The sequence below is a fragment of the Streptomyces sp. NPDC055254 genome, from assembly GCF_053606025.1.
Genome location: NZ_JBSGQV010000021.1, coordinates 21,724 through 47,206, shown reverse-complemented (window position 1 = coordinate 47,206; position 25,483 = coordinate 21,724). Strand labels below are relative to the sequence as shown.

The following is a 25,483-nucleotide window of genomic DNA, read 5'->3' as shown; positions in this document are numbered from 1 at the left end:
GGACGGACCCCCGGCGGGTGCCGGATCAGACCAGGGCGGTGGCCTCCTCCAGGGTGAGGCCGCCGCCCTCGGCGTACGCCGCCTCGTATCCGGCGTCGCCCAGCGCCGCCCGCGCCAGCCGCTCGGCCAGGGCGGCGTCGGCGCGTTCCGTGCTGACCTGGAAGTGCCCGGGCGGCAGGTGGGCCCGGTAGGCGCCGAGCAGCCGCGCGGCGTCGTACGGACGGCCCGGGCCGTCGGGCGGGACCAGGGCCACGGCCGCCGTCAGCAGGAACACCGCGGGCAGCTGCGGGGCGACCATCACGGCCATCGGGTCCTGGGCCCTGGCGACGCCGGTGCGGATCCGCGCCAGCGCCTCCTCGTACCGGCCCTGCTGGTTGTCGAGCCAGGCCAGCATGGCGAGCAGGAACACGTCGAAGACGGCGTACGCGCCGAAGGCGAACTCCTCGCGGAGGGCCTTGATCTGGGCCCGGGCCTCGGGGAACCGCCCGGTGCGGCCGAGGATGCCCGCGAGGAACATGCGGGCGGCGGGCACGGCCTCGTTGCCGTACTGCCGCACCTCGCCGAGGATGCCGGTGAGGATCCCCTCGGCCTCCTCGATCTCGCCGTGCTCGACGAGGGTGCCGGCCATCCGCACCCGGAGCACCGTCACCTGCGCCTGCGCGCCGAGGCGTTCGGCGTGCTCGATCGCCTCGCGGAAGTCCCCGGCGGCCCTGGCGTACTCGCCACGCTTCTCCCGGGCCTCGGCGCGGGCGGAGAGGGCCTCGGCGCAGCCCCAGTCGTCACCGAGCTCGCGGAACAGGGCCAGGCTCTCCTCGGCGTCGCGGGAGGCGTCGCCGGCCCAGTCGGCGCGGTTGGCGAGGACGTTGGCGCGGAGCTGGAGGGCGGAGGCCAGCTCCCAGCGGTAGCCGAGCGCGCGGGCGGTGGCGACGGTCTCGTCGACCACGCGCTGGAGCATCCCGGCGTCGCCTGCGATCATCACGGCGTAGATCCACAGGCTGCCCGGGGTCCGGCAGGTCTGCGGGAGTCCGGGGCGGTAGGCGGCGATCACCCGGTCGATCCGGGCGCGGATCTCGGGGGTGCTCCAGTCGGCGCTGTTCTGGTCGCGCGAGGCGAGCTTGAGCATCTGGATGCCGCGCCAGCCGTCGGTGAGCAGCTCGCCGCTGTAGGGCGGCGGGGTGTCGACGATCCGCTCGTGGACGGGCCGCGCGGGGGCGACGGGCGGCGCGAAGGGGTCGGGGCCGAGGGCGGCGGCGGCGTCGGACCAGTGCCGGGACTCGGTGCGCAGGTCGTGCATGTGCCAGTACCAGGCCAGGGAGTGGACGAGGCACAGCACCTCGCCGACCTCGCGGAACGCGACGGCCCGGCGCAGGGCGGTACGGAGGTTCTCGTACTCGGTGGCGATCCGGACGGCGGCCGCGCGCTGCTGGTGTCCGCGCAGCAGGGGCTCGGTGGTGCGGGCGAGTTCGCGGTAGTGCACGAGGTGGCGGCGCTCGGTGCCCTCCCGGTCGCCGCCCGCCTCGGCGAGGCGCTCGGCGGCGTACTCCCCGACGGTCTCCAGCGTGCGGTAGCGCATGCCGGTGTCGTCGGGGGCCGGTTCGGCGAGGACCAGGGACTTGTCGACGAGGGAGCCGAGGACGGCCGCGACGTCGGGGACACCGAGCCCGGTGGGCCGGCCCCGCGGGTCGGTGTGCTGCTCGGCGGGCTCGCCTTCGGGGACGGGACCGGCGCCGGGGCCGGGGTCCGCGGGCGAGGTGCCCGCCGGCGGCATGCCGCCCGGCGGGGTGTCCGCGCACACCGCCTCGGCGGCGGCGAGGTCGCAGCCGCCGGCGAAGACGGACAGGCGGCGCAGCACCGTGCGCTCGTTCGCGTCGAGGAGGTCCCAGGACCAGTCGACGACGGCGCGCAGCGTCTGCTGGCGGGGCAGCACGGTCCGGGCTCCGCTCGTCAGCAGCCGGAAGCGGTCGTCCAGCCGGTCCGCGATCTGCCGCGGCGTCAGCAACCGCAGCCGGGCGGCGGCCAGTTCGATGGCCAGCGGCAGACCGTCCAGCCGCCGGCAGATCTCGGCGGCGGCCGCGGGATCCTGCGCCGTACTGAACCCCGGCCGCGCCGCCGCGCCGCGGTCCCCGAGCAGCCGCAGCGCCACCGGGTCCGGCAGCGGCTCCACCGGGCGCAACGACTCCCCCGGCACGCCCAACGGCTCCCGGCTCGTCGCGAGGATCCGCACCCCCGGGCACCGGGTCAGCAGCCGCTCCGCCAGCTCGGCCGCCGCGCCGATGACGTGCTCGCAGTTGTCGAGCAGCAGCAGGAGCCTGCGCCGGGCGCAGTGCTCGGCGAGGCGGTCGAGGGAGGTGTCCCCGGTCCGGTCGGTCAGCGCCCGCATCTCCTCGGCGGAGGCGCCGCGCAGCTTGGTCTCCCGCGCGCCGAGGGCGGCGAGTGCCGCCTCGGCGACGTCCTCGGGGTCGTCCACGGGGGCGAGCTCGACGAGCCACACGCCGTCGGGCCAGGCGGTCCCTGCGTGCGCCTCGGCGGCCTCCTGCGACAGCCGCGTCTTGCCGGCTCCGCCGGGCCCGAGCAGGGTCACGAGCCGGGCCCGCGCGAGGTCCTCGCCGATGGCGCGGATGTCGTCCTCGCGCCCGACGAAGGTGGTCAGCCGGGCCCTCAGGTTGCCCCGCGCGCCGGCGTCGCCCTGTCCGGGCGGTACGGGGACGGCGGCGCCGACCGCACCGGCCGCGCGGGTCTCCTCCGAGGGTGCGGCGGGGTCCGCCGCGGAGGCGGGCGCGCCTGCGGACGGGGAGAGGAGTTCCCCGTGCAGGGCGCGCAGGGCGGGACCGGGATCGGCGCCGAGCCGGGCGGCGAGGTCCCGGCGGACGGTCTCGTACACGGCCAGCGCCTGAGCCGGGCGGCCCGCGTCGCGCAGCGCCCGGATGCGCAGGGCCTGCAAGGACTCGTCCAGCGGCTGCCGCGCGCAGAGGGCGGCCAGCTCCGGCAGGGCCCGCTCCGCCTCGCCCAGGGCGAGGGCCGCGGCGAGCCGGCCCCGGCGCGCGTCCGTCCGTACCGCCTCCCAGCGCGCGGCCTCGGCCGCCGGGTCGGGGAGGTCCGCCAGGGCGGGCCCGTGCCACAGGGCGAGGGCGTCGTCGTACAGGGCGGTGGCTTTGGCCGGGTCCCCCTCGGCGAGCGCCTCGCCACCGGCGCGGGCCAGCCGCTCGAAGCGGTACAGGTCCACGTCCTCGCGCTCGGCGACCAGCAGGTATCCGCCACCCGCGGCGGAGCGTACGGCCTCGCGGCCCAGGGCCCGCCGCAGTCGTGCGACGAGCGCCTGGAGGGCGGCCGGCGCGTCGGCGGGGGCGTCGGCGTGCCACACGTCGGCGGCCAGCAGTTCCACGGGCACCGCCCGCCCCGGCCGCAGCGCGAGCGCCGTCAGCAGTGCCCGCAGGCGTGCTCCGCCGACGGCGACGGGGGTCCCGTCGTCCCGGATGGCCTGGGTGGTGCCGAGGATCGTGTAACGCACCGGCCCATTGTCGCCGGACCGGTCCCCGGACCCGAACCCATTTCCGCCCGCCCCCGGGATAGGTTCGCCGCATGGGTCATCAGGGTGGGCGCGGCGAGCGGCGGATCAGTGCGGTGTTCCTGGGGATCGCCGCGGTCATGGCGGTCACGGGCTGGGCCGTGTGGACGGGGTACGCGACGAGCACCGGGCTCGCCGTGTTCCTCTTCGTGACGTCGGCGTGGATCGTGTCGCTGTGCCTGCACGAGTACGCGCACGCCCGCACCGCCCTGCACAGCGGCGACCTGTCGGTCGGCGCCAAGGGCTACCTGACGCTGAATCCGCTCAAGTACACCCATGCCCTGCTCAGCATCGTGCTGCCGGTGGTCTTCGTGATCCTGGGCGGGATCGGCCTGCCCGGCGGCGCGGTGTACATCGAGCGCGACCGGATCCGGGGACGCTGGAGGCACAGCCTGATCTCGGCGGCCGGCCCGCTGACGAACGTGGCCTTCGCGCTCGTCTGCACCGCCCCGTTCTGGCTGGACGCCCTCGACGGCGTGCCGCGGGCCTTCCGCTACGCGCTCGCCTTCCTCGCCCTGCTCCAGGTCTCGGCGGCGATCCTGAACTTCCTGCCGGTGCCGGGCCTGGACGGCTACGGGGTGATCGAGCCCTGGCTGTCGCACCGGGTGCGCCGCGAGGTGGCGCCGCTGGCGCCGTTCGGGCTGCTCGCCGTGTTCGCGCTGCTGTGGATCCCGGAGATCAACGGCTTCTTCTTCGACGTGGTGCGCGACATCCTGTCGGCGCTGGGCGTGGGGGACCTGGAGACGTACTGCGGGCGCGACCTCTACCGCTTCTGGCAGGACGCCGAGGGCCTCTGCGCGACCGAGTGACCGCCGCCCGGGCCCGCCCCGACGGCCTAAACGGCGCGCGACCCGGCGGCGGCCTTCTCGGCCTTCGCCTTGCGCACGAAGTACCAGGCCATGTTGGACGTGAGGCCGGCCAGCAGCACCCAGACGATCCCGAGGAAGCTGCCCTCCACGAAGGCGACGACGGCCGCGGCCACGGCGAGGACGCACACGACAACGGCGAAGACGGCAAGGCGGGGCATGGGGAGAGCTCCTCGAAAAACACTGAACGGGGCCGAGCCCCTCCAGTGTCCCCCATGCCCCGCAGTACTGCCGTAAGGAGCCCGCGCTCCCGCGGCGCGGGGGCGGCGGGCGGCGGGTCAGAGGTCCGTGATGCGCAGACCCGCGTGGGCCTTGTAGCGGCGGTTGGTGGAGATGAGGTTGGCGACGAGGGACTCGACCTGGTGGGCGTTGCGCAGGCGGCCGGCGAAGACGCCGCGCATGCCCGGGATGCGGGCGGCCAGGGCCTGGACCAGGTCGGTGTCCGCACGGGATTCGCCGAGGACCATGACGTCGGTGTCGATCTCGTCGACCGTCCCGTCCTGGAGCAACACCGCCGAGAGGTGGTGGAAGGCCGCCGTGACCCGGGAGTCCGGGAGCAGGGCCGCGGCCTGCTGCGCCGCGCTGCCCTCCTCGACCTGGAGGGCGTACGCGCCCTGCTTGTCGAAGCCGAGCGGGTTGACGCAGTCCACCACGAGCTTGCCCGCGAGGTCCTCGCGCAGCGCTTCGAGGGTCTTGGCGTGGCCCTCCCACGGCACGGCGATGATGACGATGTCGCTGCGGCGCGCGCATTCGGCGTTGTCCGCGCCCTCGACGCCCAGGCCCAGTTCCTCGGCGGCGGTCCGCGCGCGGTCGGCGGCGCGGGAGCCGATGATCACCTTCTGTCCGGCGCGGGCGAGCCGGTAGGCGAGGCCGCGGCCCTGGTCGCCGGTGCCGCCGAGGACGCCGACGACGAGGCCGGAGACGTCGGGCAGGTCCCACGGGTCCTTGGCCGGCGGCTTCTGCGTGCTGTCTGAGGAAGTCATGGGGGCGAGGGTATCGGCGGGATCCGCGGAGTCGAACGGCCGCCGGGTGTCTTCCGCGTCCACCGGCCCGTCCGGGGGCCCGGCGGAGGGCGCGTGCTCCCCGGGAACCGGGGCCGGGCGGCGCCGTCGGGCACGCCGGGCGGCGCCGCGGGGAACCGCCCCCGTATGTCCCTTCCATGGTGCAGGATGCCGATATGGATGCCGTGAGGGTCGCCCTGTTGCGCGAGGTGCTCGCCGGTACGCAGTGGCCGGGCGCGGCGCGCGGTTTCGCCGGCTCGCTGCGCCGTGCCGTCGTACCGGCCGGCGGGAACCTGCTGCTGGTGGGGACCGAGCGGTACGAGCCCTGGCACCTGGCGGCACACTTGGTGGACGAGGCCGCCTGGTCGGGGCTGCCGGAGCTGGCGCCCACCCTCGTGCGGCACCGCGTACGGGCCGGGGAGCCGCCGCACCTGTCGGTCGGGCTGACCCGGCTGGAGGCGGCCCGGCGCGGGCACACCGTGCTGGTGGTGGCTCCGCAGGCGCCGGACGCGGGGCTGTTGGAGCGCGTGCACGACGCCCGGCGCGCGGGGGCGACCGTACTGTCCCTGGACGGCGGGGACCGGGATCTGGGCGCCCTCGCGCACGAGGCCCTGTCGGTGGCGCGGGGCACCGCCGAGCTGGACCTGGACACCGTGCAGCACCTGGTCAGCGCGGCGGCCGGGGAGAACGGCCTGCCGGCGCAGCGCGGGCCCCGCCGCTTCCGGGACCGGCTGGCCCTTCTGGTCGATCAGCTGACCGCGCCGCCGCCGGGCCGCTGGTAGGTGGGGGCTGCCGTCGACGACGGAGGAAACGGCCCCGTCCGTCAGGACGTCGTGCCCTCGCCCCCCTCGCGCGTCGTGTCGTTCCACTGGGGGTCGTTCTGCCATTCGAGGTTGCGCTCCTGCGCCGTCTCCATGGCGCGGCTCGCCTCCTCCGGGCTCCCGTAGGGGCCGAACCGGTCCTTGGCCGGGCACTCGGGGCCTTCCTCGACCTTGTTGTGGACCAGGCAGTAGTACCACTCGCCCGGTTTGCCCACCTGGCGCTTCTTGAACAGGGCCATCCTGTCGGGCTCCTCTCGATACCGCTTCTGCCGCCAGCCTGCCCCATCCCCGCTGGATACACTCGCTTGCATGTCTGGCCAGTCGCTGCTCGTACCAGGCGAGCTTTCTCCCGCCCGTTCCGTTCCCGGAAACATCCGCCGGCCCGAGTACGTGGGCAAGCCCGCGCCCACTCCGTACACCGGACCGGAGGTGCAGTCGGCCGAGACCATCGAAGCCATGCGCATCGCCGGCCGGATCGCCGCCCAGGCGATGGAAGAGGCCGCCAAGCTGATCGCGCCGGGGGTGACCACCGACGAGCTGGACCGGGTCGCCCACGAGTACATGTGCGATCACGGGGCCTATCCCTCGACGCTCGGATACCGGGGTTACCCCAAGTCCCTCTGCTCCTCCGTCAACGAGGTCATCTGTCACGGCATCCCCGACTCCACCGTCCTGCGGGACGGCGACATCGTGAACCTCGACGTGACCGCGTACATCGGCGGGGTGCACGGCGACAACAACGCCACCTACCTGTGCGGGGAGGTGGACGAGGAGTCGCGGCTGCTGGTGGAGCGGACGCGCGAGGCGCTCAACCGGGCCGTCAAGGCCGTCAAGCCGGGCCGTCAGATCAACATCATCGGCCGCGTCATCGAGTCGTACGCCAAGCGCTTCGGCTACGGCGTGGTCCGCGACTTCACCGGCCACGGCATCAACTCGTCCTTCCACTCCGGCCTGATCGTCCCGCACTACGACAGCCCGCACGCCACCACCGTCATCGAGCCCGGGATGACCTTCACCATCGAACCGATGCTGACCCTGGGCACCCACGAGTACGACATGTGGGAGGACGGCTGGACGGTCGTGACCAAGGACCGCAAGCGCACGGCGCAGTTCGAGCACACGCTGGTCGTGACCGACACCGGGGCGGACATCCTCACCCTGCCGTGAGGCCGATCCGGCGCCGGGGCCGCGCGGCCGTACGCCGTGTGGCCGCGGGGTCGCGTTCGGTGCGGGTTATTTACCGACAGGACGTCGGGAACGCATTGACTTAGGCAAACCTAAGTAGGAAGATCGGGCGTGGCGGTACTCCGCCGCGCCTGATTCCCCTTCCTGGAGGTCCGTCTTGGACGCCTTCTCTACGGTCATCCGCGTCGCGTCGCACGAGCAGCACACCGAGGCCGAGACGTCGACCTTCATGAGCGACCTGCTGGGCGGACGGCTCGGCGTGAACGCCTACACCCGCTACACCGAGCAGCTGTGGTTCGTGTACCGGGCCCTGGAGGACGCGGCCGAGTCCCTCGGTAACGACCCGGTGGCCGGACCGTTCATCCGGCCCGAGCTGATGCGCGTCGCGGAGATCGAGCGCGACCTCGCGCACCTGCTGGGCCCCGACTGGCGCGAGTCGGTCGCCGCGCTGCCCGCCACCGAGGCGTACGCGGCCCGGGTGGCCCAGTGCGCGGCCGAGTGGCCGGGCGGGTACGTCGCCCACCACTACACCCGTTACCTGGGCGACCTCTCCGGCGGCCAGATCATCCGGGACAAGGCCGAACGCACCTGGGGCTTCGAGCGCAAGGGCGACGGCGTCCGCTTCTACGTCTTCGCGGAGATTCCCAACCCGGCGGCCTTCAAGCGGACCTACCGCGAGCTGCTGGACGCCATCGCGGCGGACGACCTGGAGAAGCAGCGCATCGTCGACGAGTGCAAGCGCGCCTTCGACTTCAACGGCGCGGTCTTCCGCGAGCTGGGCGAGCAGTTCCGCCTCAGCGCGTAGCCCCCGCGGGGTCGCTCGCACGACACGCCGCATGGGCCGGGCCGGTGCGTGCGCACCGGACCGGCCCATGCGGCGTCCGCCGGGCTAGAGCGGGCGGCGGGCGAAGCGGACGCGGCCGCCGATCTCCACGGTGCCGTCGGGGCCCGGGGCCGTGAGGATCTGCGAGCCCTCGCCCTGGATGATGTTCAGGGCGCGGTTCAGCTGGACCGTCAGCAGCATCGCCGCCGAGCCGGTGGCCTCGTCCTCCACGACGATCCCGTCCGGGCGCCGCGGGAAGCCCCGGGCGCGTACCCGGCCGGCGGTCTCGTCCTCCCAGGCCCAGGCGTAGAGCCAGCCCTCGCCGGGCGGCGGGGCGGGCAGCGCCTCGACCTCCGCGGCGCTCGCGTACTGCTCGGTGCGCTTGCCCTCGACCCAGTCGGGGCGGCCGGTGATCCAGGTGAACTCCCCGTCGTCGCGCGCCCATACGGATCCCGCCGGGGGCTGGAGCTGCTCGATGTCCAGCAGCCACGCGACCCCGACCAGCGGGTGCCCCGCGAAGGACATCCGCGTGCCGGGGGTGCGGATGTCGACGATCCCGCGCTCGGGATCGTCGACGAACACGGTCTCGCTGTAACCGAGTTCGGCGGCCAGGGCCTGCCGCGACGCGTCGTCGGGGCAGGTCCGGCCGTCGCGCACGACACCGAGGAGGTTGCCGTGGCTGCCGTCGCCCGCGCAGAAGACCTTCAGGACATCGAGATCGTTCACGCGGGCATTGAAGCACGGCTCAGTTCTGGCCGGCGCGACGGCGGCGCGCGAGGAACACCGCGCCCGCACCTGCGGCGACGACCGCGCCGGAGGCGGCGAGCAGGGGGCCGGCCGGGATCTCCGCACCGGTGGCGGCGAGGTTGCCGCCGACGCTGCCGCCGCCCGCCGTACCGCCGGTGGTACCGCCCGTGGTGCCGGTGGTACTGCCCGTGGTCGGGAGGGTGGCGTCCTTGTCCACGGCCACCGAGAAGGTGACCGGATCGATGGCGTCGCCCGCCTTGTACATGGAGCCGGTGGTGCCGTTCGCGAAACTGGCCGCGCCCTCGGCGGTGAAGACCGCCGGGACGGCGTCGAGCGCCAGGACACCGTTCTTGGTCCGGTAGTCGGTCTTCGACAGGTCGAGCGTGGCGAAGGGGACGCCCGCCTTGGTGCCGGCGGCGTTCGTGACGTCGACGTACAGGGTGCCGGTCCTGCCGGTGGCGTCGAGGCGGAGGTTGCCGAAGCCCATGTCGACGGTGTGAGCCGGGTACTGGAAGCGCAGGGCGCCCGCGAAGGAGACGTTCAGCTTCTGCCGGGCGGCGTCGAGCTCGCCCTTGCCGAGCGCGAAGTCGTAGAGATCGCCGTGCTTGGCGGCGCCGCCGGACGGGGTGACGGTGCCGCCGGCCAGGACGTACCTGCGGAAGGACTCCTTCAGGCCCCAGGTCAGCTTGGCGGCGAGGACCTGCTGCGCGCCGTCGGCCGGAGCGGTGGGCCTCGCGGTGGTGGGCGCGGGCCTCGTCGGCGTGACGGTGGCGGTGGGGGTCGGCGTCGTGGTCGGCGTGCTGGGCGCGGTCGGCGTGGCCGTCGGCGTCGGGGTGGCCGTCGGGGTCGGCGGCTGCTCGAACTCCAGCTTCACGGTGAGCGGGTCACCGGGCAGGTCCTTGTAGCGCGGGGAACCGAGCGAGTCCGCCGCCTCCTGGGTGAGGGTGGTGGCGAGGTTCTCCATCGTCCGGCCCCCGAAGGCCGCGGTGGCCAGCGGGACGTCCTGGGTCGTCGCGCCGCCCTTGGTGACGTCGGCGGTGATCTTCTTCGTTCCGGTGTCCACCCGGAAGTCCGAGAGCTTGACCTCGAAGCCGTGTCCGGCCGGCGGTGCGGGGGAGGCGAAGGTGACGCTGCCCTTGAAGGCGGCCTTCACGACGTGGCCGGCGGCCGGCTCGTACTGGCCGACGGGCTCGCCGAGGCGCAGGGTGCCGTCGGCGTTCTGCCGGGCGCCGTCCGCGACGGTGATGCTGCCGTGGGCCGTGTTCAGCACGTACGCGCGGTAGTCGGCGAGGATGCCCCAGTCGAGGGAGCCCCCGGTGATCTTCATCGGCGCGGTCGGGCCGGCGTTCACCGCGGCCGGTGCGATCGCCGCGGTGGCGGGGAGGACGAAGGCGGTGGCGCCGAGCGCGGCGGCCGTGAAGACGGCGGCCGCGAGGGCGACGGGGCGGCGGCGAGCGGACGGCATGGCGGAGCTCCTGGGAAACGGGGGAAGGGGAAGGGCTGGTGGGGCGGCGGCGCGGTGCGGTGCGGTCGTGCTACGGCGCGTCCGGGTCCCGGGGTGCGGGCGCGGGCGGGGTCCGGGCGCCCTCGGCACCCCCCGCCGCGCCGGGGTTCGTGGCACCGCCCGCGGAGGCGCCGGCGGCACGGGCACCCGGCGTACCGGCGCCGGCATCCGGCGTACCGGAATCGGAGCCCGTACCGGCGTCGGCCGGGCGGGCGGCCGGGGCCGTGCCCGCGGCGGTCGGGGTGCCGGGGGCCGGCGTCGTGCCGGGCGCCGCCGTGCGGCGCTTGCGCAGGGCGAGGAAGGCGGCTCCGGCGGCCAGGACCAGTACGGCCGCGGCCAGGGCGACGTACAGCCCGGTGTTCGAGGACTTCTGCGCCTTCGCGGCGGCGGCCGGAGCCGGCGCGGGTGCGGCGGACGGGGCCGCCTCGGCGGGCGGGGCCGTGGAGCCCAGGTCGGGCAGGGCCGGCAGTTGGGCGGTGGTGTCCAGGGCGACCGCCAGCGAGACGGGGTCCATCTCGGTGCCCGCCTTGTACAGGGAGTTGAAGGCCTGCGAGCCGCCCTCGGTCAAAACGGCCGGCGCCTCGGTGAGCGTGACGAGCCCGCCCTCGGCCTTCAGGCCCTTCGCGTCGAACTCGACCAGCGCGACGGCGTTCTTGGTCCGGCCGCCCGTCGTGACGTCGGCGGACAGCACTCCCTTGCCGTTCTCCACCTTGACGCCCACCGTGCCGAGCGTCAGGTCCAGGTGCGCCCCGGTGAACCGGACGGTTCCGGCGAACGCGGCGTCGAGGGTGCCCTTCTCGCCGTCGTACGCCCCCTTGCCCCGTGGGAAGCGGAACAGCGCGCCGCCGTCCTGGGCGCCCTCGGCGAGGGTCCACCGGCCCTGGCCGACGGAGCCGGTGACGTACTCGCGGAAGGTGCGGCGCACGCCCCAGTCGACGGCGGCGTCGGCGAAGGCGCCCTGCGGCTGCGGGATTCCGGCGGACCGGCCCGGCTGCGCGCCCGGCGTTTCGGCCGGCTGCGCGGACTGCTCGGCGGCCGGCGCCCTGACGTCGGCCGAGAGCGAGACCTTGTCGAGCTGCGCGCCCGCGGCGTAGTAACCGGCGAAGGCCTGGGCGCCCTGGTCGGTGAGGGTGGCGGGGACGTTGGTGAGGGCGATCGGGGTGGTGCCGCCCTTCATCTCGATGCCGCCGAGGCCGAGGGTGGCGAACGGCACCCGGGACCGGCTGGTGACCTCGCCGCTGTCCTTGGCCTTGCTGGAGACGTCGACGTACAGGGTGCCGCCCCCGCCCGAGATCTTGACGGTGGGCCGACTGATCGTCATGTCCAGGTCGTGTGAACCGTCGGGCTTCTGGTGGCCCCGAAAGGTCACCCCGCCGGAGAACGAGGCGTCGAAGGCACCGGAGTCCGGGTCGTACGAGCCCGCCGCCGAGTGGAAGCGGAACAGGCTGCCGCCGACGGTGGCGGCTCCGCTGTTCAGCGTGAATCCGCCTTTCGCGACGGGACCCGTGACATAACTCTGGAACGACGATTTGATGCCCCAGTCGAGCCGACCCCCCTGAACGGTGCGCTCGGCGGCCCGGGCGGCGGCCGCCGGGAGCAGCGCCCCCAGCAGGGCCGCCAGCAGGGCAACTGCGAGCGCACGGGCGGGTCTTGCGGACATGGTGGTCGCCTCCAGGGGCTAGCAAGCGAGGTTAGGCTAACCTAAACTAACCCCGGCCGAGTACGGAACCCCTCGGTCATCAGAACCTCAGTCGGACGACCAGGACGGTGCCTTCGTGCCTACGCCCGCCGCGCCACCGCGCCTGCCCCGCCTCGGTCTTGCCGTGACCGCCCTGGTCGCCCTGGCTCTGACCGCGACGGGTTGCGGGAGTACGGCCACCCCCGAGGGCACGCCCGCCCGTTCCGCCCCGGCCGCCCCGGACCGGGTGGAACCGCTGACTCCGGCGCCCGCGCCCGCCCTGCCCGTCACCGTGCCCTCGGCCGACGGCGCGCAGGTGACCGTCGCCTCGGCCGAGCGGGTCGTTCCGCTGACCGGCAGCCTCAACGAGATCGTGTACACCCTCGGTCTGGGCGGGCAGGTCGTCGCCCGGGACATCACCACCACCTTCGAACAGGCCGCCGAGCTGCCGGTGGTGACCCGGGGCCACGACGTCTCGGCGGAGAGCGTGCTCTCGCTGCGCCCGACGCTGGTACTGGCGGAGACGACCAGCGGCCCCGCGGAAGCAATGCAGCAGATCCGCGACGCCGGTGTCCCCGTCCTGGTCGTCGCCCCGGCCAAGGGGCTGGACGACGTACCGAAGCGGATCGACGCGATCGCCGCCGCGCTCGGCGTCAAGGACGCCGGCGCCCGGCTGAACGAGCGGACCGCCGAGCGGATCGACGCCGCGCGCGGCCGGGTTCCGGCGGCGGCCGGCAAGCGGCCCCGGGTGGCCTTCCTCTACCTGCGGGGCACCGCGTCCGTCTACTTGCTGGGCGGCTCGGACTCCGGCGCCGCCTCGCTGCTGGAGGCGGCCGGCGCGCTCGACACGGGCAAGGAGTCCGGTCTCGGCAAGGACTTCACCCCGATCACCAGCGAGGCCCTGGCGACCGCCGCGCCGGACGCGATCCTCGTCATGTCGAAGGGACTCGAATCGGTCGGCGGCGTCGACGGCCTGGTGAAGATCCCGGGCGTGGCCCAGACCCCGGCCGGCATGGACCGCAGGGTGGTCGCCATCGACGACGGCGTCCTGCTCAACTACGGCCCGCGCACGGACCAGGTGCTGGCCTCGCTGGTCACCCAGCTCTACGGCAGGGGTGCCTGAGGTGACGCTTCCGTACGACCCCCCGCGCCGGGCCGACTCCGGCGCGGTCCGCGACACAGCCGAAGCCCCGTCCCGGACCGGCGAGTCGGCCGCTGAACCGGCCACCCCGGCCCCGGCGGCCGGCCCGGTCGCAGCCCAAGCCCCGGCCGCAGCCCGTGCCCCGACCGCGGCCCCGGCCCCGGCCTCAGCCCCGGCCGACCGGCCGGCCCCCGGCGGGTCCACCGCCGGGGGCCGGCGGAGCCGCACCACCCTGCTGCTCACCGCCACCCTCGTCGCCGCGCTGCTCCTGCTCGCCCTGGTCTCCGCGGGCATCGGCGCGTACCGCATCCCCCTCGGGGACGTCCTCGCCTCCGTCCAGCACCGCGCCGGACTCGGCGGGGCCCCGCTCGACCGGGTCGGGGAGAGCGTGCTGTGGAACGTACGGCTGCCCCGCGTCGTGCTCGCACTGCTGGTCGGCGCCGGCCTCGGCTGCGCCGGCGCGCTCATGCAGGGCGTGTTCGGCAATCCGCTCGCCGAACCCGGCGTCATCGGGATCTCGGCCGGCGCCGCCGTCGGCGCGGTCGCGGCCATCGCGCTCGGGCTCAGCTTCTTCGGCAATTGGACGATCACCTTCTGCGCGTTCGCCGCGGGCCTGGTCACCGTCAGCGCCGTGTACCTGCTGTCACGCAACGGCGGGCGGACCGAAGTCGTCACCCTCATCCTCACCGGCATCGCCGTCAACGCCTTCGCGGGCGCCCTCATCGGCCTGTTCGTCTTCTTCGCGGACAGCGGTCAGGTCAACCAGATCACCTTCTGGCAGCTCGGCTCCCTCGCCCAGGCGACCTGGCCCAAGGTCCTCGCCGTCCTGCCCTGCGCGCTCGCCGGCCTGCTCGTCGCCCCCTTCTACGCCCGCCGGCTCGACCTGCTCGCGCTCGGCGAACGCCCCGCCCGCCATCTCGGCGTCGACGTCGAACGGCTACGGCTCGCCCTCATCCTGGTGGTCGCGCTGCTCACCGCCGCCGCCGTCGCCGTAGCCGGCGTCATCACCTTCATCGGTCTCCTGGTACCGCATCTGCTGCGCATGGCCCACGGTCCCGGCCACCGCTTCCTCGTCCCGGGCAGCGCGCTCGCCGGCGCCGTCGTCCTGGTCGCGGGCGACCTGGCCGCGCGGACCCTCGCCCAGCCCGCCGAGCTGCCGCTCGGGGTGCTGACCGCCCTGCTCGGCAGCCCCTTCTTCTTCTGGCTGCTGCGCCGCACCCGCCGCAAGCAAGGGGGATGGGCATGACCGGCAAGCTGACCGGGCTGCTCGCCCGCAGGAGGCGCGTCGTCCCGGCCCGGCCCGCCCCGGGAGACGTCCTGGCCGAGACGGTGGACCTCCATGTCCGGCTCGGGCACCGCGAGGTGCTCTCCGGGATCGATCTGAGGGCCCGTGCCGGGGAGGTACTGGCGCTGGTCGGCCCGAACGGCGCCGGCAAGTCCACGCTGCTGGCCGCGCTCGCCGCCGACCTGCCGGCCGCGTCCGGGGAGATCCGGATCGACGGCCGCGCGGTGGGCGCGTGGAGCGCCCCCGAGCTCGCGCTGCGCCGCTCCGTGCTCCCCCAGTCGGCCGCGCTGTCCTTTCCCTTCCCGGTGCAGGACGTCGTACGGATGGGCCGCGCGCCCTGGGCCGGTACGCCGTTCGCCGACGGCGACGAGGAGGCGGTGGCCGCGGCCATGGCCGCGACGGAGGTCGCGCAGTTCGCCGCGCGCCCCTTCTCCGCCCTGTCCGGGGGCGAGCGGGGCCGGGTCGCGCTGGCCCGCGTACTGGCCCAACAGGCCCCGCTGCTGCTGCTCGACGAGCCCACCGCGGCCCTCGACCTGCACCACCAGGAACTCGTGCTGGCCATCTGCCGGGAGCGGGCCTCGGCCGGCGACGCGGTGGTCGTCGTCCTGCACGACCTCGGGCTGGCCGCCGCGTACGCGGACCGGGTCGCCGTCCTGCACGACGGCCGGATCGCCGCCGCCGGGGCGCCCGCCGAGGTGTTCGAGGACGCACTGCTCAGCCGCGTCTACCGGCAGGCGGTCGAAGTGCTCCCGCACCCGCGCACCGGCACCCCTCTGGTGGTGCCCGTACGGGCCGCGGGCTCCCCGGCGCGCGTTCCGCCGTACCGCCCGACACGGCCGGTTTGACCTCTGGTTGACCTTCTTCCCGGACGACCGGATCGTGACCGAGCACGAGCACATCGGCTCCGGCACGAAGGCCTCCGACATCGCCGAGATCAAGGCGGGCGACTACGAGATCGTGCTCCTTCGGTCCGCCGGCCGGGGTGCTGCTCGGCATCGCGACGGCGGTCGTGCCGGGCCGGCGGCCGGAGCCGGTGGAAGGCGGCCGGTACCGATCAGGGAATCCGCACGCCGGCGCCGCCCACCCGCACCCGCGCGTCCCCCGCCCGCAGTTCCACGGTCAGGACCCCCGGCCGGCCCATGTCCTCGCCCTGGTGGAGGGTGAGCACGGCGTCCGCCGGGACCAGGCCGAGCTCCCGGGCGTACGCGCCGAAGGCGGCGGCGGCCGCTCCCGTGGCGGGGTCCTCCACCACCCCGCCGACCGGGAACGGGTCCCGTACGTGGAACAGGTACGGGCCCGCCCGGTGCACCAGTTGGACGGTGGTGAGATCGAGGCGCCGCATCAGCGCCTCCAGCCGCGCGAAGTCGTAGGAGAGGTCCGCGAGCCGGGCCCGGGTGCCGGCGCCGAGCACCAGGTGCCGGGCTCCCGCGTAGGCGATCCGGGGCGGGAACGCCGGGTCGAGGTCCGCCGCCGGCCAGTCCAGGGCGGCGAGCGCCTCGGCGAGGTCGGTCGCCCCGATCTCCTCGGTGTGCGGCTCGACGCTGGTCAGCGTGGCCCGCAGCCCGCCGTCCTCGGGAGTGACGGACACCGGGACGGTCCCCGCGCGGGTCGACAGGAGCAGTTCCCCGGGGCCGATGCGCTCCCCCAGTGCGACGGCGGTGGCCACCGTGGCGTGCCCGCAGAAGGGGACCTCCGCCTTCGGGCTGAAGTAGCGCACGGTGAAGGCCCGGCCGGGCTCCCCGCCCAGCCCTTGCGGCGGGGCGGTCAGGAACGCGGTCTCGCTGTACCCCAGGGCGGCGGCGATCCCCAGCATGGCGGCGTCGTCCAGCCCGGCCGCGTCGAGGACGACCCCGGCGGGGTTGCCGCCCGCGGGGTCGCGGGAGAAGGCGGTGTAGCGCAGCACTTCGGTGTCGGTCATGCGCTCATGATCCACGCGCCCGCGCCGCGCGGCAACGGGCTTCCCGCGCCCCGGGGGGCGCGCCTCAACCCCGGCCGATGTACGGCATGGAGGTGGCCATCACCGTCGCGAACTGCACGTTCGCCTCCAAGGGGAGCTCGGCCATGTGCAGCACCGTGCGGGCGACGTCGGCGGCGTCCATGACCGGTTCGACGGCGAGCTGCCCGTTGGCCTGGAGGATGCCCGTCCGCATGCGCTCGGTCATCTCGGTCGCCGCGTTGCCGATGTCGATCTGGCCGCAGGCGATCCGGTACGGGCGCCCGTCCAGCGAAAGGGACTTGGTGAGGCCCGTCATGGCGTGCTTGGTGGCGGTGTAGGCGATGGAGTTCGGGCGCGGCACGTGCGCGGAGATGGAGCCGTTGTTGATGATCCGGCCGCCCTGCGGGTCCTGGGCCTTCATCCGGCGGAACGCCGCCTGGGCGCAGAGGAAGGCGCCGGTCAGGTTGACGTCGACCACCGAGCGCCAGGCCTCGTAGCCGATGTCCTCCAGCGGCACCCCGGCCGGGCCGAAGGTACCCGCGTTGTTGAAGAGCAGGTCGAGGCGCCCGTACCGCTCCCCTACCGTCTCGAACAGCGCGTTCACATCGTCCGGATCGCTCACGTCCGCCCGTACGGGCAGCACCTCCCCGGCGCCGGCGGCGGAGGCGGCCCGCGCGGTCTCCTCCAGCGGCTCGGTCCGGCGGCCCGCAGCGGTCACGGCCCAGCCGGCCGCGGCCAGGGCCAGCGCCACGGAGCGGCCGATTCCGCTGCCGGCCCCTGTCACCACGGCGATCTTCTTCGTACCTGACGTCATGGGGCCGCAGGCTACGTCACACCGGACGTCCACCCCCGGACGTTCCGATTGCTGAGAACATGGGTCGGTCAGGGGTGCGTGAAGAAGATGAGCAGACTGGAGTTCCGCATGTCGGAGAGAGCCCCCGCGACGGCCGCCTCGCCCGAGCCGTCGCCCGCATCGCCCTCCGCCCCCGGCACCACCGCACCGTCCCCGAAGGCAGCACGCCGCACCGGCCTGCTCGTCACCCTCGTCCTCGGCGGGCTCACCGCCCTGCCGCCGCTGTCCATGGACATGTACCTCCCGGCCCTGCCGGAGGTCACCACCGCCCTGAACAGCCCGGCCGCCACCATTCAGCTCACCCTGACGGCCTGCCTCGCGGGCATGGCGCTGGGCCAGCTCGTCATCGGCCCGATGAGCGACAAGTGGGGCCGCCGGCGGCCCCTGCTCGTCGGCATGGTCGTCTACGTCCTCGCCACCGCGATCTGCGCCCTCGCCCCCAGCGCCGAACTGCTGATCGCCTTCCGGCTGCTCCAGGGCCTGGCCGGAGCGGCCGCGATCGTCATCGCGCGGGCCGTCGTGCGCGACCTGTACGACGGGGTCGAGATGGCCCGCTTCTTCTCCACCCTGATGCTGATATCCGGCTCCGCCCCGATCATCGCCCCGCTGATCGGCGGCCAGGTGATGCGCTTCTCGGACTGGCGCGGGGTCTTCCTCGTCCTCACCGGCGTCGGCGTCGTCCTCACCCTGACGGTCTGGCGCACGCTCGGCGAGACCCTGCCGCCCGAACGCCGGCAGACCGGCGGCGTCGGGGCCGCCCTGCGGACCATGCGCGGCCTGCTGGGCGACCGCGTGTTCACGGGCTACACCCTGGCCGGCGGGTTCGCGTTCGCCGTGCTGTTCTCGTACATCTCGGCCTCCCCCTTCGTGGTGCAGGAGATCTACGGCGCCTCGCCGCAGACCTTCAGCCTCCTCTTCGGCCTCAACTCGGTCGGCCTGATCGTCGTCGGCCAGATCAACGGCAAGCTGCTCGTCGGCCGGGTCAGCCTGGACAAGGCGCTGGCCGTGGGGCTCGCGGTCATCACGGCCGCCTCGGTGGCCCTGCTGCTCATGTCGACGGGCGTCTTCGGGGAGGTCGGCCTGTTCCCGGTCTCCGCCGGACTGTTCGTGCTGATGTCCGCGATGGGCCTGGTGCTGCCGAACACCAACGCGCAGGCGCTGATGCGCACCCCGTACGCGGCCGGCTCGGCCTCCGCGCTGCTGGGCACCTCCTCCTTCCTGGTCGGGGCGGTCGCCTCGCCGCTGGTGGGCATCGCGGGCGAGGACACGGCGGTTCCGATGGCCGTGGTGCAGCTGGTGTGCTCCCTGGTGTCGGTGGGCTGCTTCCTCGGCCTGTGCCGCCCCTGGCAGAACACCGCCCCCGTCTAGCCTGTGTCCGTCCCCGGGAGCGGGCCGCTCCCCGGGGCCGCGTAAACTTCGCTGGTGAACGCCTCCGCCCGCACCACCGCCGAGACCCTGCGCAGCACGCTGGGCGGGCTGCTCGACGGCCTCCCGCCCAAGCAGGCCGCAGCCGCCGTCGAGCGGCTCATCGCCAGCTACCGGGGGCAGATCCCCACCGACGTGCCCGTCCTGCGCGACCGCTCCGACGTGGCGGCGTACGCGGCGTACCGGATGCCGGCCACCTTCGAGGCCGTACGGACCGCCCTGGACGGCCTCGCGGTCGCCGCGCCCCAGTGGTCGCCGGTCTCCCACGTGGACGTCGGCGGCGGCACGGGCGCGGCGACCTGGGCGGTGGACGCCACCTGGGACGGCCCGCGCGAGACCACGGTGCTGGACTGGGCGGAACCGGCCCTGGCCCTCGGCCGGGAGCTGGCGACCGCCTCCGGCTCGCCCGTCCTGCGCGCGGCGCAGTGGCGGCGGGCGGTCATCGGGACGGGGTTGGCCCTCCCCGAGGCCGACCTCGTGACGGTGTCGTACGTGCTCGGCGAACTGACCCCGCAGGCCCGCCGGGCCGTCGTCGCCGAGGCGGCGCGGGCCGGCCGGGCCGTGGTGCTGGTCGAGCCGGGCACCCCGGAGGGCTACCTGCGCATCCGCGAGGCCCGCGAGCAGCTGATCGAGGCCGGGCTGCGGGTCGCCGCCCCCTGTCCGCACGACGGGACCTGCCCGATCGAGGTCGGGCAGGACTGGTGCCACTTCTCGGCGCGGGTCAGCCGCTCCTCGCTGCACCGAAAGGTCAAGGGCGGCTCCCTCGCGTACGAGGACGAGAAGTTCAGCTACGTCGCCGCGACCCGTTTCCCGGTGGAGCCGACCGCCTTCCGGATCACGCGCAAGCCGCAGATCCGCAAGGGGCTCGTCCTCCTGGAGCTCTGCGGCCCGCTGGACGGCGGCGCCGACGGCGCCACTGCCGGGACCGGCTCCTCCCCCGGCGGCCTGACCCGGGCCACCGTGACCAAGCGCAACGGTGACCTCTACAAGGCGGCGCGGGACGCCGACTGGGGCCAGGAGTGGCCGCCGGCCCCGTAGCACCGGCGGCCGACCCCGCGGCTAGGCCGGGCGCAGCTCCTGGGTGCAGCACTTCACGCTGCCGCCGCCCTTGAGCAGCTCCCCGAGGTCCATCGGGATCGGCTCGAAGCCCCGGTCCCGCAGCGGTGCCAGGAGCCCGGCGGCCGCCTGCGGGAGGAGGACGTGCCGGCCGTCGGAGACCGCGTTGAGGCCGAGGGCGGCCGCGTCCGCGCCGTCGGCGATCAGCGCGTCCGGGAACAGGCGCGCCAGCACCGCACGGCTCCCGGGCGAGAAGGCCGGCGGGTAGTACATGATCTCGTCGCCGTCCAGGACGCTGAGCGCGGTGTCCAGGTGGTAGTACCGCGGGTCCACCAGGTCGAGGCCGATGACCGGGCGGCCGAAGAACTCCTGCGCCTCGTCGTGCGAGAGCGGGCTGGAGCGGAAACCCCGGCCCGCCAGGAGGTAGGTGGCGGTGACGGCGAAGTCGCCCTCCCCCTCGTTGATGTGGGACGGCTCGTGGACGTCCCGGAAGCCGTGGGTACGGAACCAGTCGAGGTGGATCTCGGCTTCGGGCGCGCGTTCGGGGTGGGCGAACCGGGCGCCGAGCACCCGGCCGTCGACGACCAGCGCCCCGTTCGCCGCGAAGACCATGTCGGGCAGCGCGGGGTCGGGTACGAGGGTCTCGACGGTGTGGCCGAGGGCGCGGTAGCGGTCCCTCAGGTCCTCCCACTGGGCGTGTGCGAGGGGCAGGTCCACCGGTTTCGTGGGATCCATCCACGGGTTGATGGAGTACGTGACCTTGAAGTGTGCGGGTGGGCACATCAGGTAGCGCCGGGGTGTGGCGACTCTGCGCAAAGCAGGCTCCTCACGACGTACACGGCTCACGACGGGTGCCGGGTGCCGGGTATGGAGAATCGTCTCCCCTCAAGGGGGACGGCGCAGTGAACTGATCGGGTGGTTTACCGGATCGAGAGAAGGCGGCGCGAAGAAGGCGGCGCGAAGAAGGCGGCGCGGAGAAGACGGCGCAAAGAAGACGATACGTCTCGCATTGATATCGTCGGAGGATGACGAAGACCCCTGACGCCACGCGCCGCAGCGACCGCTCCCGGCGGGCGATCCTCGACGCCGCCCTCGCGCTGGTCGGGGAGGTCGGCTACAACAAGCTGACCATCGAGGCCATCGCCGCCCGCGCCGGAGTCGGCAAGCAGACCATCTACCGCTGGTGGCCCTCGAAGGCGGCCGTCCTCCTCGACGCCTCGCTGGCGCTCGCCGGGGACGCCGGGACCGAGGGCGACTGGAGCGGCTTCCCCGACACCGGGGACCTCGCCGCGGATCTGAAGCTCGTCCTGCGGGCGACCGTGGACGAGTTCAACGACGAGAAGTACGAGGCTCCGGCGCGCGCCCTGACGGCGGCCGGGGCGACCGACGCAGAGCTCGGCGCCCGCTTCACCGAACAGCTGCTGGAACCCCAACTCGCCCTGTACGAGGAGCGGCTGCGCACCGCTCGGGAGGCCGGGCAGCTCGCCCCGGACACGGACCTGCGGCTGACGGTGGAGATGCTGCTGGGCCCCCTCACGTACCGCTGGCTCCTGCGTACGGCGCCGCTCACGCACGCGTACACCGACGCGCTCGTGGACCGGGTGCTGGGCGGGGTGGCAAACGTCACCGCCCGCTGACCGGCCGGGCATCCGACGGAAGAGGCCCCGACCAGGTGGCGTTTGTACGCAATGTCGGGGTTTGTAGGGCCTTCCCGACCACCGCGGCGAACCCCCCGGTCGCCGAGAGCGGTCACCCGGGGCGCAGGATGGTGGGAGCATGGTTCGGTCTGCCGGGGCAACCGTGAGGTGAGGGGATGTATGGGGTCTGAGTCCGGACGCGTCGAACGCGGCCAACAGAGCAGGATTTCCCAGTGGCTGCGCAGGCGGCAGAAACCCGCGGCCACGGACCCCGGACAGGAGCGCGAAGCGCTCCTCCTGGCCGTCGCGGCCGCAGGTCTGCCGCTCGCCCCCGCCGCCCATCCCAGCGCCTACCGGTGCTCGTGCGACCGGATCGGCTGTCCGACCCCCGCACGTCACCCGATCTCCTTCGCCTGGCAGACGCAGTCGACCACCGACCGCGCGCAGGTCGAACGCTGGGCGCGCAACCAGCCGCAAGCGAACTTCATCACCGCGACGGGCATGGTCCACGACGTGCTCGACGTCCCGCTGGAAGCCGGTACGGCGGCCCTCGCCCGGCTCCTGGAAGCCGGCATCGAGGTCGGCCCCGTCGCCGAGTCCGGCGGTACCGGGGACCAGGCCCGGATGCTGTTCTTCACGGCCACCCGCGGCACCCCCGAGGACGAGGACGAGTGGTGGCCCTGCGAACTGGACTGCCACCCCGAGACCATGGACGAACACCCGGGCCTGCGCTGGCACTGCCGGGGCAGCTACGTGCTCGTCCCGCCGGCGGCGCTGCCGGGCGACCACGCGGTGACCTGGCTGCGCGGCATGGAGCACCCCCTTCCGGACCCCCTCACCCTGCTGGAAACCCTCACGGACGCGTGCGCCCGTTACGCGGGAACCTCCGCCCAGACCCCGGCGACGGTCGCCTGGCCGCTGGGCCGGTAGCCGAACCGGCCCCCGCCGGGGACCGGCCCCGCCGGGGTTCGAGCCGCGGGCACGGAGCGCCGCAGCGGGTCCGGGGCAAAGTCCCGCCGAGGCGGGCTCAGTGGATCTGCGTCACGACCACGTCGAGCGCCCACGCCCGCCCCGGCTTCGCCGGCGCCTCGGCCTCCACCGCGTAGCCCAGATCCCGCAGGGCCGTCACCAACTCCCCCGGCGTCCCCGGCTCCGCCCCCGCGAGCAGCAGGTCCCGGACCAGCCGCCCCTTCGTCGCCTTGTTGAAGTGGCTCACCACGGACCGCTTCTCCACCCCGTCCACCACCTGCGCGTGCAGCACCCGCACGGTCGCCGTCCGCCCGGCGATCTCGCCCTTGGGCCGCCACGCCGACGCGTACGCCGACGACCGCAGGTCCAGCACCAGCCCGCCCCCGGCCGCCTCGGGCAGCGCCTGCGCCATGGGCCCGCGCCAGTACGCGCCGAGCGCCCCCAGCCCCGGCAGCTTCACGCCCATCGAGCAGCGGTACGACGGGATCCGGTCGGTGACGCGCACCGCGCCCCAGAGCCCCGAGAAGACCAGCAGCGCGGCATCGGCGCGCTCGCGCGCCCCCGCGGGCAGGTCGGCCAGGCCCAGGGCGTCGTACAGCACCCCCGTGTAGATCTCGCCCGCCGGACGGGCCGCCGCCGTGCGGAGCTCCACGTTCTTGGCGACCTCACCGCGCAGGCCCTCGCTCAGGCCCAGCACTTCGCGCGCCTTGAGCTCGTCCGCGGCGCACAGCTCGACCAGTTCCTCCAGCACGGCCGCGCGCGCCGGGGCCAGGGCGGGCAGCGACAGTTCCTGCGGCTTCAGCGGTGCGCCGGAGCCGCCGGCGGCCTTTCCTTCGGACGGCGGCAGCAGCACGAGCACGGTGTTCTCCTTCGGTACGACACGTCGCAGGGGATGCGGCCCCCGGCCCAGGGTAGACGGCGCGGACCTGCCGCCCCGCCGCCGTCCGCCCACCCCGACCCCCGGTCCGCGCCCCGCCCGCCGCCTCTACCGGGTCGGTCGCCGACCCGTTCACCGCGCCGCCCGGGGCCCACGGCTCTAGGCTCGGTCCATGCCACGCCGTCATATGCACATGACCGGCGCAGACGGGGCTGCCCTGCGGGCCGCGCTGCGTGAACTGCGGACGAAGCTGGGCGTACCGGCACGCTTCCCCGACCAGGTGCTCGCCGAGGCCGAGCGGGCCGCGCGCGAGCCCCGGCTGCCGGAGGCCGACGCGACCGACCTGCCCTTCTTCACCATCGACCCGCCGTCCTCCGTCGACCTCGACCAGGCCATGCACCTGGCGAGGCGGCCCGGCGGCGGCTACCGGGTGCACTACGCCATCGCCGACGTCGCCGCCTTCGTCACGCCCGGCGGCGCCGTCGACGCGGAGGCCCACCGCCGCGTCACCACCCTGTACTTCCCCGACGGCAGGGTCCCGCTGCATCCGGCCGTCCTCTCGGAGGGCGCCGCCAGCCTGCTGCCCGCCGAGACCCGCCCCGCGCTGCTGTGGCGGCTCGACCTGGACGCCGAGGGCCGCGTCGAGACCACCGACCTGCGCCGCGCCCTCGTCCGCAGCCGGGCCAAACTCGACTACGACGGCGTCCAGAAGGCCATCGACACCGGCACGGCGGAGGAGCCCCTCGCCCTGCTCGCGGACATCGGGCGGCTTCGCGAGGCCCTGGAACGGGAGCGCGGCGGCATCTCGCTGAACGTGCCCGAGCAGGAGGTCGTGGAGCGCGACGGCTCGTACGAACTGGAGTACCGCGCCCCGCTGCCCGCGGACGGCTGGAACGCGCAGATCTCCCTCATGACCGGGATCGCCGCCGCGGACCTGATGCTCGCCACCGGGACCGGCATCCTGCGGACCCTCCCCCGTGCCCCCGACGGCGCCGTGGGCAGGCTGCGCCGGGTGGCGAAGGCTCTGGGGATCGACTGGCCGCACCACGTCCCGTACGCGGAACTCGTCCGCTCCCTCGACCCGCACCGGCCCGCCCACGCGGCCTTCCTGCAGGAGTGCGCGACCCTGCTGCGGGGCGCCGGCCACACTGTCTTCACCGGCGGCGACACCCCTGACCCGGCGATCCACGCCGCCGTGGCGGCCCCGTACGCGCACTGCACCGCGCCGCTGCGCCGGCTCGTCGACCGCTACTGCGGCGAGCTGTGCCTGGCCGCGGTGGCCGGGGCCGAACCGCCGCAGTGGGCGGTGGCGGCACTGGAGGCGCTCCCCCGGGAGATGGCGGCGGGGACCCGCCTGGCGAACACGGTGGAGCGGGAGTGCGTGGACCTGGTCGAGGCCGCCGTGCTGCGGGACCGCGTCGGGGAGACCTTCGAGGCCACCGTGATCGACGTCAAGGAGCGCGACCCCCTGGTCGGCACGGTCCACCTGGCCGATCCGGCGGTGGTCGGCCGCGTCGAGTCCACCGCCCGGGAACTGCCGCTGGGCGAGCGGATCCCGGTCCGGCTCTCGGCGGCCGACCCGGGCACGGCGAAGATCCTCTTCACCACCGCGTAGTCACGTCACCTGCCGCCGCGTCAGGGTCAAGGGGCGTCGGCGGCCCGGGTAGCATGGTCACCACGGCAGACGAGTCGGCCGGGCGGCCGCGTCGGGATCCTCGGATCCCGCCGAGGAACGTCCGGGCTCCACAGGGCAGGGTGGTGGGTAACGCCCACCCGGGGTGACCCGCGGGACAGTGCCACAGAAAACAGACCGCCGGGGACCTCGGTCCCCGGTAAGGGTGAAACGGTGGTGTAAGAGACCACCAGCGCCTGGGGTGACCCAGGCGGCTAGGTAAACCCCACCCGGAGCAAGGTCAAGAGGATCCGTCCCCGGACGGGTCTGCGCGAACGTTCGAGGGCTGCCCGCCCGAGTTCGCGGGTAGACCGCACGAGACCGGTGGCAACACCGGTCCTAGATGGATGGCCGTCTCCCCGGCGACCGCGAGGTCACCGGGTGACAGAACCCGGCGTACAGGCCGGCTCGTCTGCCGCCTGTTCTTCACACACCTGACCCC

At 74.4% G+C, this 25,483-nt stretch carries 23 protein-coding genes and 1 other RNA gene; 13 read left to right on the top strand and 11 right to left on the bottom strand.

Annotated features, from left to right (window positions below):
* Positions 1-25 precede the first annotated feature (25 nt).
* Positions 26-3,508, bottom strand: coding sequence for an AfsR/SARP family transcriptional regulator (locus tag ACWFQ8_RS20640; RefSeq protein ID WP_453787700.1), 3,483 nt, complete (start codon positions 3,506-3,508; stop codon positions 26-28).
* A gap of 71 nt (positions 3,509-3,579) precedes the next feature.
* Here ACWFQ8_RS20640 and ACWFQ8_RS20635 point away from each other — a divergent pair, with 71 nt between their 5' ends.
* Positions 3,580-4,374: a site-2 protease family protein gene (locus tag ACWFQ8_RS20635; RefSeq protein ID WP_453787699.1), complete on the top strand. Its 795-nt coding sequence runs from the start codon at positions 3,580-3,582 to the stop codon at positions 4,372-4,374.
* 26 nt (positions 4,375-4,400) lie between these two features.
* Here the strand turns inward: ACWFQ8_RS20635 and ACWFQ8_RS20630 are convergent, their stop codons facing one another.
* Positions 4,401-4,592, bottom strand: coding sequence for a hypothetical protein (locus tag ACWFQ8_RS20630; RefSeq protein WP_453787698.1), 192 nt, complete (start codon positions 4,590-4,592; stop codon positions 4,401-4,403).
* A 117-nt stretch (positions 4,593-4,709) separates the two neighbouring features.
* Entirely contained in the window at positions 4,710-5,414 is a 705-nt protein-coding gene (gene npdG, locus ACWFQ8_RS20625; protein WP_453787697.1) for an NADPH-dependent F420 reductase, read from the bottom strand.
* Positions 5,415-5,608: 194 nt separating this feature from the next.
* Between npdG and ACWFQ8_RS20620 the strand changes: the two genes are divergently transcribed.
* Complete coding sequence (locus tag ACWFQ8_RS20620; protein ID WP_453787696.1) at positions 5,609-6,214, top strand: hypothetical protein; 606 nt, start codon at positions 5,609-5,611, stop codon at positions 6,212-6,214.
* A gap of 41 nt (positions 6,215-6,255) precedes the next feature.
* Here the strand turns inward: ACWFQ8_RS20620 and ACWFQ8_RS20615 are convergent, their stop codons facing one another.
* Positions 6,256-6,492 (bottom strand): hypothetical protein, encoded by a 237-nt coding sequence (locus tag ACWFQ8_RS20615; protein WP_453787695.1) that lies wholly within the window; start codon positions 6,490-6,492, stop codon positions 6,256-6,258.
* A 70-nt stretch (positions 6,493-6,562) separates the two neighbouring features.
* On the opposite strand from ACWFQ8_RS20615, the gene map reads away from it, so the two are divergent.
* Together map and ACWFQ8_RS20605 are read left to right on the top strand one after the other, a co-directional pair.
* On the top strand, positions 6,563-7,420 hold the full coding sequence (map, locus tag ACWFQ8_RS20610; RefSeq protein ID WP_453787694.1) for a type I methionyl aminopeptidase: 858 nt from the start codon (positions 6,563-6,565) through the stop codon (positions 7,418-7,420).
* 175 nt (positions 7,421-7,595) lie between these two features.
* Positions 7,596-8,243 (top strand): biliverdin-producing heme oxygenase, encoded by a 648-nt coding sequence (locus tag ACWFQ8_RS20605; RefSeq protein WP_453787693.1) that lies wholly within the window; start codon positions 7,596-7,598, stop codon positions 8,241-8,243.
* A gap of 84 nt (positions 8,244-8,327) precedes the next feature.
* On the opposite strand, the gene ACWFQ8_RS20600 is transcribed toward ACWFQ8_RS20605, so the two are convergent.
* From ACWFQ8_RS20600 to ACWFQ8_RS20590, 3 genes are all read right to left on the bottom strand, one after another.
* Positions 8,328-8,987: a PhzF family phenazine biosynthesis protein gene (locus tag ACWFQ8_RS20600; protein WP_453787692.1), complete on the bottom strand. Its 660-nt coding sequence runs from the start codon at positions 8,985-8,987 to the stop codon at positions 8,328-8,330.
* Positions 8,988-9,006: 19 nt separating this feature from the next.
* A complete protein-coding gene (locus ACWFQ8_RS20595) occupies positions 9,007-10,473 on the bottom strand; it encodes an HtaA domain-containing protein (protein ID WP_453787691.1) in 1,467 nt (488 codons plus the stop codon).
* A gap of 70 nt (positions 10,474-10,543) precedes the next feature.
* Positions 10,544-12,172: an HtaA domain-containing protein gene (locus ACWFQ8_RS20590; protein ID WP_453787690.1), complete on the bottom strand. Its 1,629-nt coding sequence runs from the start codon at positions 12,170-12,172 to the stop codon at positions 10,544-10,546.
* 115 nt (positions 12,173-12,287) lie between these two features.
* On the opposite strand from ACWFQ8_RS20590, the gene ACWFQ8_RS20585 reads away from it, so the two are divergent.
* The 3 genes from ACWFQ8_RS20585 to ACWFQ8_RS20575 are packed head-to-tail and all read left to right on the top strand — an operon-like array spanning position 12,288 to position 15,461.
* Complete coding sequence (locus ACWFQ8_RS20585) at positions 12,288-13,313, top strand: heme/hemin ABC transporter substrate-binding protein (protein WP_453787689.1); 1,026 nt, start codon at positions 12,288-12,290, stop codon at positions 13,311-13,313.
* A gap of 1 nt (position 13,314) precedes the next feature.
* A complete protein-coding gene (locus ACWFQ8_RS20580) occupies positions 13,315-14,577 on the top strand; it encodes a FecCD family ABC transporter permease (RefSeq protein WP_453787688.1) in 1,263 nt (420 codons plus the stop codon).
* Entirely contained in the window at positions 14,568-15,461 is an 894-nt protein-coding gene (locus tag ACWFQ8_RS20575; protein ID WP_453787687.1) for a heme ABC transporter ATP-binding protein, read from the top strand. The genes ACWFQ8_RS20580 and ACWFQ8_RS20575 overlap by 10 nt, the downstream gene beginning before the upstream one ends.
* A 209-nt stretch (positions 15,462-15,670) precedes the next feature.
* Here ACWFQ8_RS20575 and ACWFQ8_RS20570 read toward each other — a convergent pair whose 3' ends face one another.
* Both ACWFQ8_RS20570 and ACWFQ8_RS20565 read right to left on the bottom strand, forming a co-directional pair.
* Complete coding sequence (locus tag ACWFQ8_RS20570; RefSeq protein ID WP_453787686.1) at positions 15,671-16,534, bottom strand: PhzF family phenazine biosynthesis protein; 864 nt, start codon at positions 16,532-16,534, stop codon at positions 15,671-15,673.
* A gap of 64 nt (positions 16,535-16,598) precedes the next feature.
* Complete coding sequence (locus tag ACWFQ8_RS20565; protein ID WP_453787685.1) at positions 16,599-17,366, bottom strand: SDR family oxidoreductase; 768 nt, start codon at positions 17,364-17,366, stop codon at positions 16,599-16,601.
* A gap of 108 nt (positions 17,367-17,474) precedes the next feature.
* Here ACWFQ8_RS20565 and ACWFQ8_RS20560 point away from each other — a divergent pair, with 108 nt between their 5' ends.
* Entirely contained in the window at positions 17,475-18,773 is a 1,299-nt protein-coding gene (locus ACWFQ8_RS20560; protein ID WP_453787684.1) for a Bcr/CflA family multidrug efflux MFS transporter, read from the top strand.
* A gap of 54 nt (positions 18,774-18,827) precedes the next feature.
* Positions 18,828-19,868, top strand: a complete 1,041-nt coding sequence (locus tag ACWFQ8_RS20555; protein ID WP_453787683.1) for a small ribosomal subunit Rsm22 family protein — start codon at positions 18,828-18,830, stop codon at positions 19,866-19,868.
* Between the two features lie 21 nt (positions 19,869-19,889).
* Here the strand turns inward: ACWFQ8_RS20555 and ddaH are convergent, their stop codons facing one another.
* Positions 19,890-20,732: a dimethylargininase gene (ddaH, locus tag ACWFQ8_RS20550; RefSeq protein WP_453787682.1), complete on the bottom strand. Its 843-nt coding sequence runs from the start codon at positions 20,730-20,732 to the stop codon at positions 19,890-19,892.
* A gap of 179 nt (positions 20,733-20,911) precedes the next feature.
* On the opposite strand from ddaH, the gene ACWFQ8_RS20545 reads away from it, so the two are divergent.
* Both ACWFQ8_RS20545 and ACWFQ8_RS20540 read left to right on the top strand, forming a co-directional pair.
* Positions 20,912-21,523, top strand: coding sequence for a TetR/AcrR family transcriptional regulator (locus tag ACWFQ8_RS20545; RefSeq protein ID WP_453787681.1), 612 nt, complete (start codon positions 20,912-20,914; stop codon positions 21,521-21,523).
* Positions 21,524-21,703: 180 nt separating this feature from the next.
* A complete protein-coding gene (locus tag ACWFQ8_RS20540; protein WP_453787680.1) occupies positions 21,704-22,453 on the top strand; it encodes a bifunctional DNA primase/polymerase in 750 nt (249 codons plus the stop codon).
* A 97-nt stretch (positions 22,454-22,550) separates the two neighbouring features.
* Here ACWFQ8_RS20540 and yaaA read toward each other — a convergent pair whose 3' ends face one another.
* The gene (gene yaaA, locus ACWFQ8_RS20535; protein WP_453787679.1) at positions 22,551-23,351 is read right to left on the bottom strand and encodes a peroxide stress protein YaaA; all 801 of its coding nucleotides are present in this window, start codon (positions 23,349-23,351) and stop codon (positions 22,551-22,553) included.
* Positions 23,352-23,541: 190 nt separating this feature from the next.
* Here yaaA and ACWFQ8_RS20530 point away from each other — a divergent pair, with 190 nt between their 5' ends.
* The gene (locus ACWFQ8_RS20530) at positions 23,542-24,984 is read left to right on the top strand and encodes an RNB domain-containing ribonuclease (RefSeq protein WP_453787678.1); all 1,443 of its coding nucleotides are present in this window, start codon (positions 23,542-23,544) and stop codon (positions 24,982-24,984) included.
* A 70-nt stretch (positions 24,985-25,054) separates the two neighbouring features.
* Positions 25,055-25,456, top strand: an RNA gene (rnpB, locus tag ACWFQ8_RS20525) — RNase P RNA component class A.
* Positions 25,457-25,483: the final 27 nt, after the last annotated feature.

What these genes read in the sequence shown, in the direction of transcription:
- ACWFQ8_RS20570 (WP_453787686.1), bottom strand. Translation starts at nt 16,534, where the DNA reads ATGACCGACACCGAAGTGCTGCGCTACACCGCCTTCTCCCGCGACCCC.
- map (WP_453787694.1), top strand. Translation starts at nt 6,563, where the DNA reads ATGTCTGGCCAGTCGCTGCTCGTACCAGGCGAGCTTTCTCCCGCCCGT.
- ACWFQ8_RS20590 (WP_453787690.1), bottom strand. Translation starts at nt 12,172, where the DNA reads ATGTCCGCAAGACCCGCCCGTGCGCTCGCAGTTGCCCTGCTGGCGGCC.
- ACWFQ8_RS20530 (WP_453787678.1), top strand. Translation starts at nt 23,542, where the DNA reads ATGCCACGCCGTCATATGCACATGACCGGCGCAGACGGGGCTGCCCTG.
- npdG (WP_453787697.1), bottom strand. Translation starts at nt 5,414, where the DNA reads ATGACTTCCTCAGACAGCACGCAGAAGCCGCCGGCCAAGGACCCGTGG.
- ACWFQ8_RS20545 (WP_453787681.1), top strand. Translation starts at nt 20,912, where the DNA reads ATGACGAAGACCCCTGACGCCACGCGCCGCAGCGACCGCTCCCGGCGG.
- ACWFQ8_RS20575 (WP_453787687.1), top strand. Translation starts at nt 14,568, where the DNA reads ATGGGCATGACCGGCAAGCTGACCGGGCTGCTCGCCCGCAGGAGGCGC.
- ACWFQ8_RS20560 (WP_453787684.1), top strand. Translation starts at nt 17,475, where the DNA reads ATGTCGGAGAGAGCCCCCGCGACGGCCGCCTCGCCCGAGCCGTCGCCC.
- ACWFQ8_RS20630 (WP_453787698.1), bottom strand. Translation starts at nt 4,592, where the DNA reads ATGCCCCGCCTTGCCGTCTTCGCCGTTGTCGTGTGCGTCCTCGCCGTG.
- ACWFQ8_RS20635 (WP_453787699.1), top strand. Translation starts at nt 3,580, where the DNA reads ATGGGTCATCAGGGTGGGCGCGGCGAGCGGCGGATCAGTGCGGTGTTC.
- ACWFQ8_RS20540 (WP_453787680.1), top strand. Translation starts at nt 21,704, where the DNA reads ATGGGGTCTGAGTCCGGACGCGTCGAACGCGGCCAACAGAGCAGGATT.
- ACWFQ8_RS20615 (WP_453787695.1), bottom strand. Translation starts at nt 6,492, where the DNA reads ATGGCCCTGTTCAAGAAGCGCCAGGTGGGCAAACCGGGCGAGTGGTAC.
- ACWFQ8_RS20565 (WP_453787685.1), bottom strand. Translation starts at nt 17,366, where the DNA reads ATGACGTCAGGTACGAAGAAGATCGCCGTGGTGACAGGGGCCGGCAGC.
- ACWFQ8_RS20620 (WP_453787696.1), top strand. Translation starts at nt 5,609, where the DNA reads ATGGATGCCGTGAGGGTCGCCCTGTTGCGCGAGGTGCTCGCCGGTACG.
- ACWFQ8_RS20595 (WP_453787691.1), bottom strand. Translation starts at nt 10,473, where the DNA reads ATGCCGTCCGCTCGCCGCCGCCCCGTCGCCCTCGCGGCCGCCGTCTTC.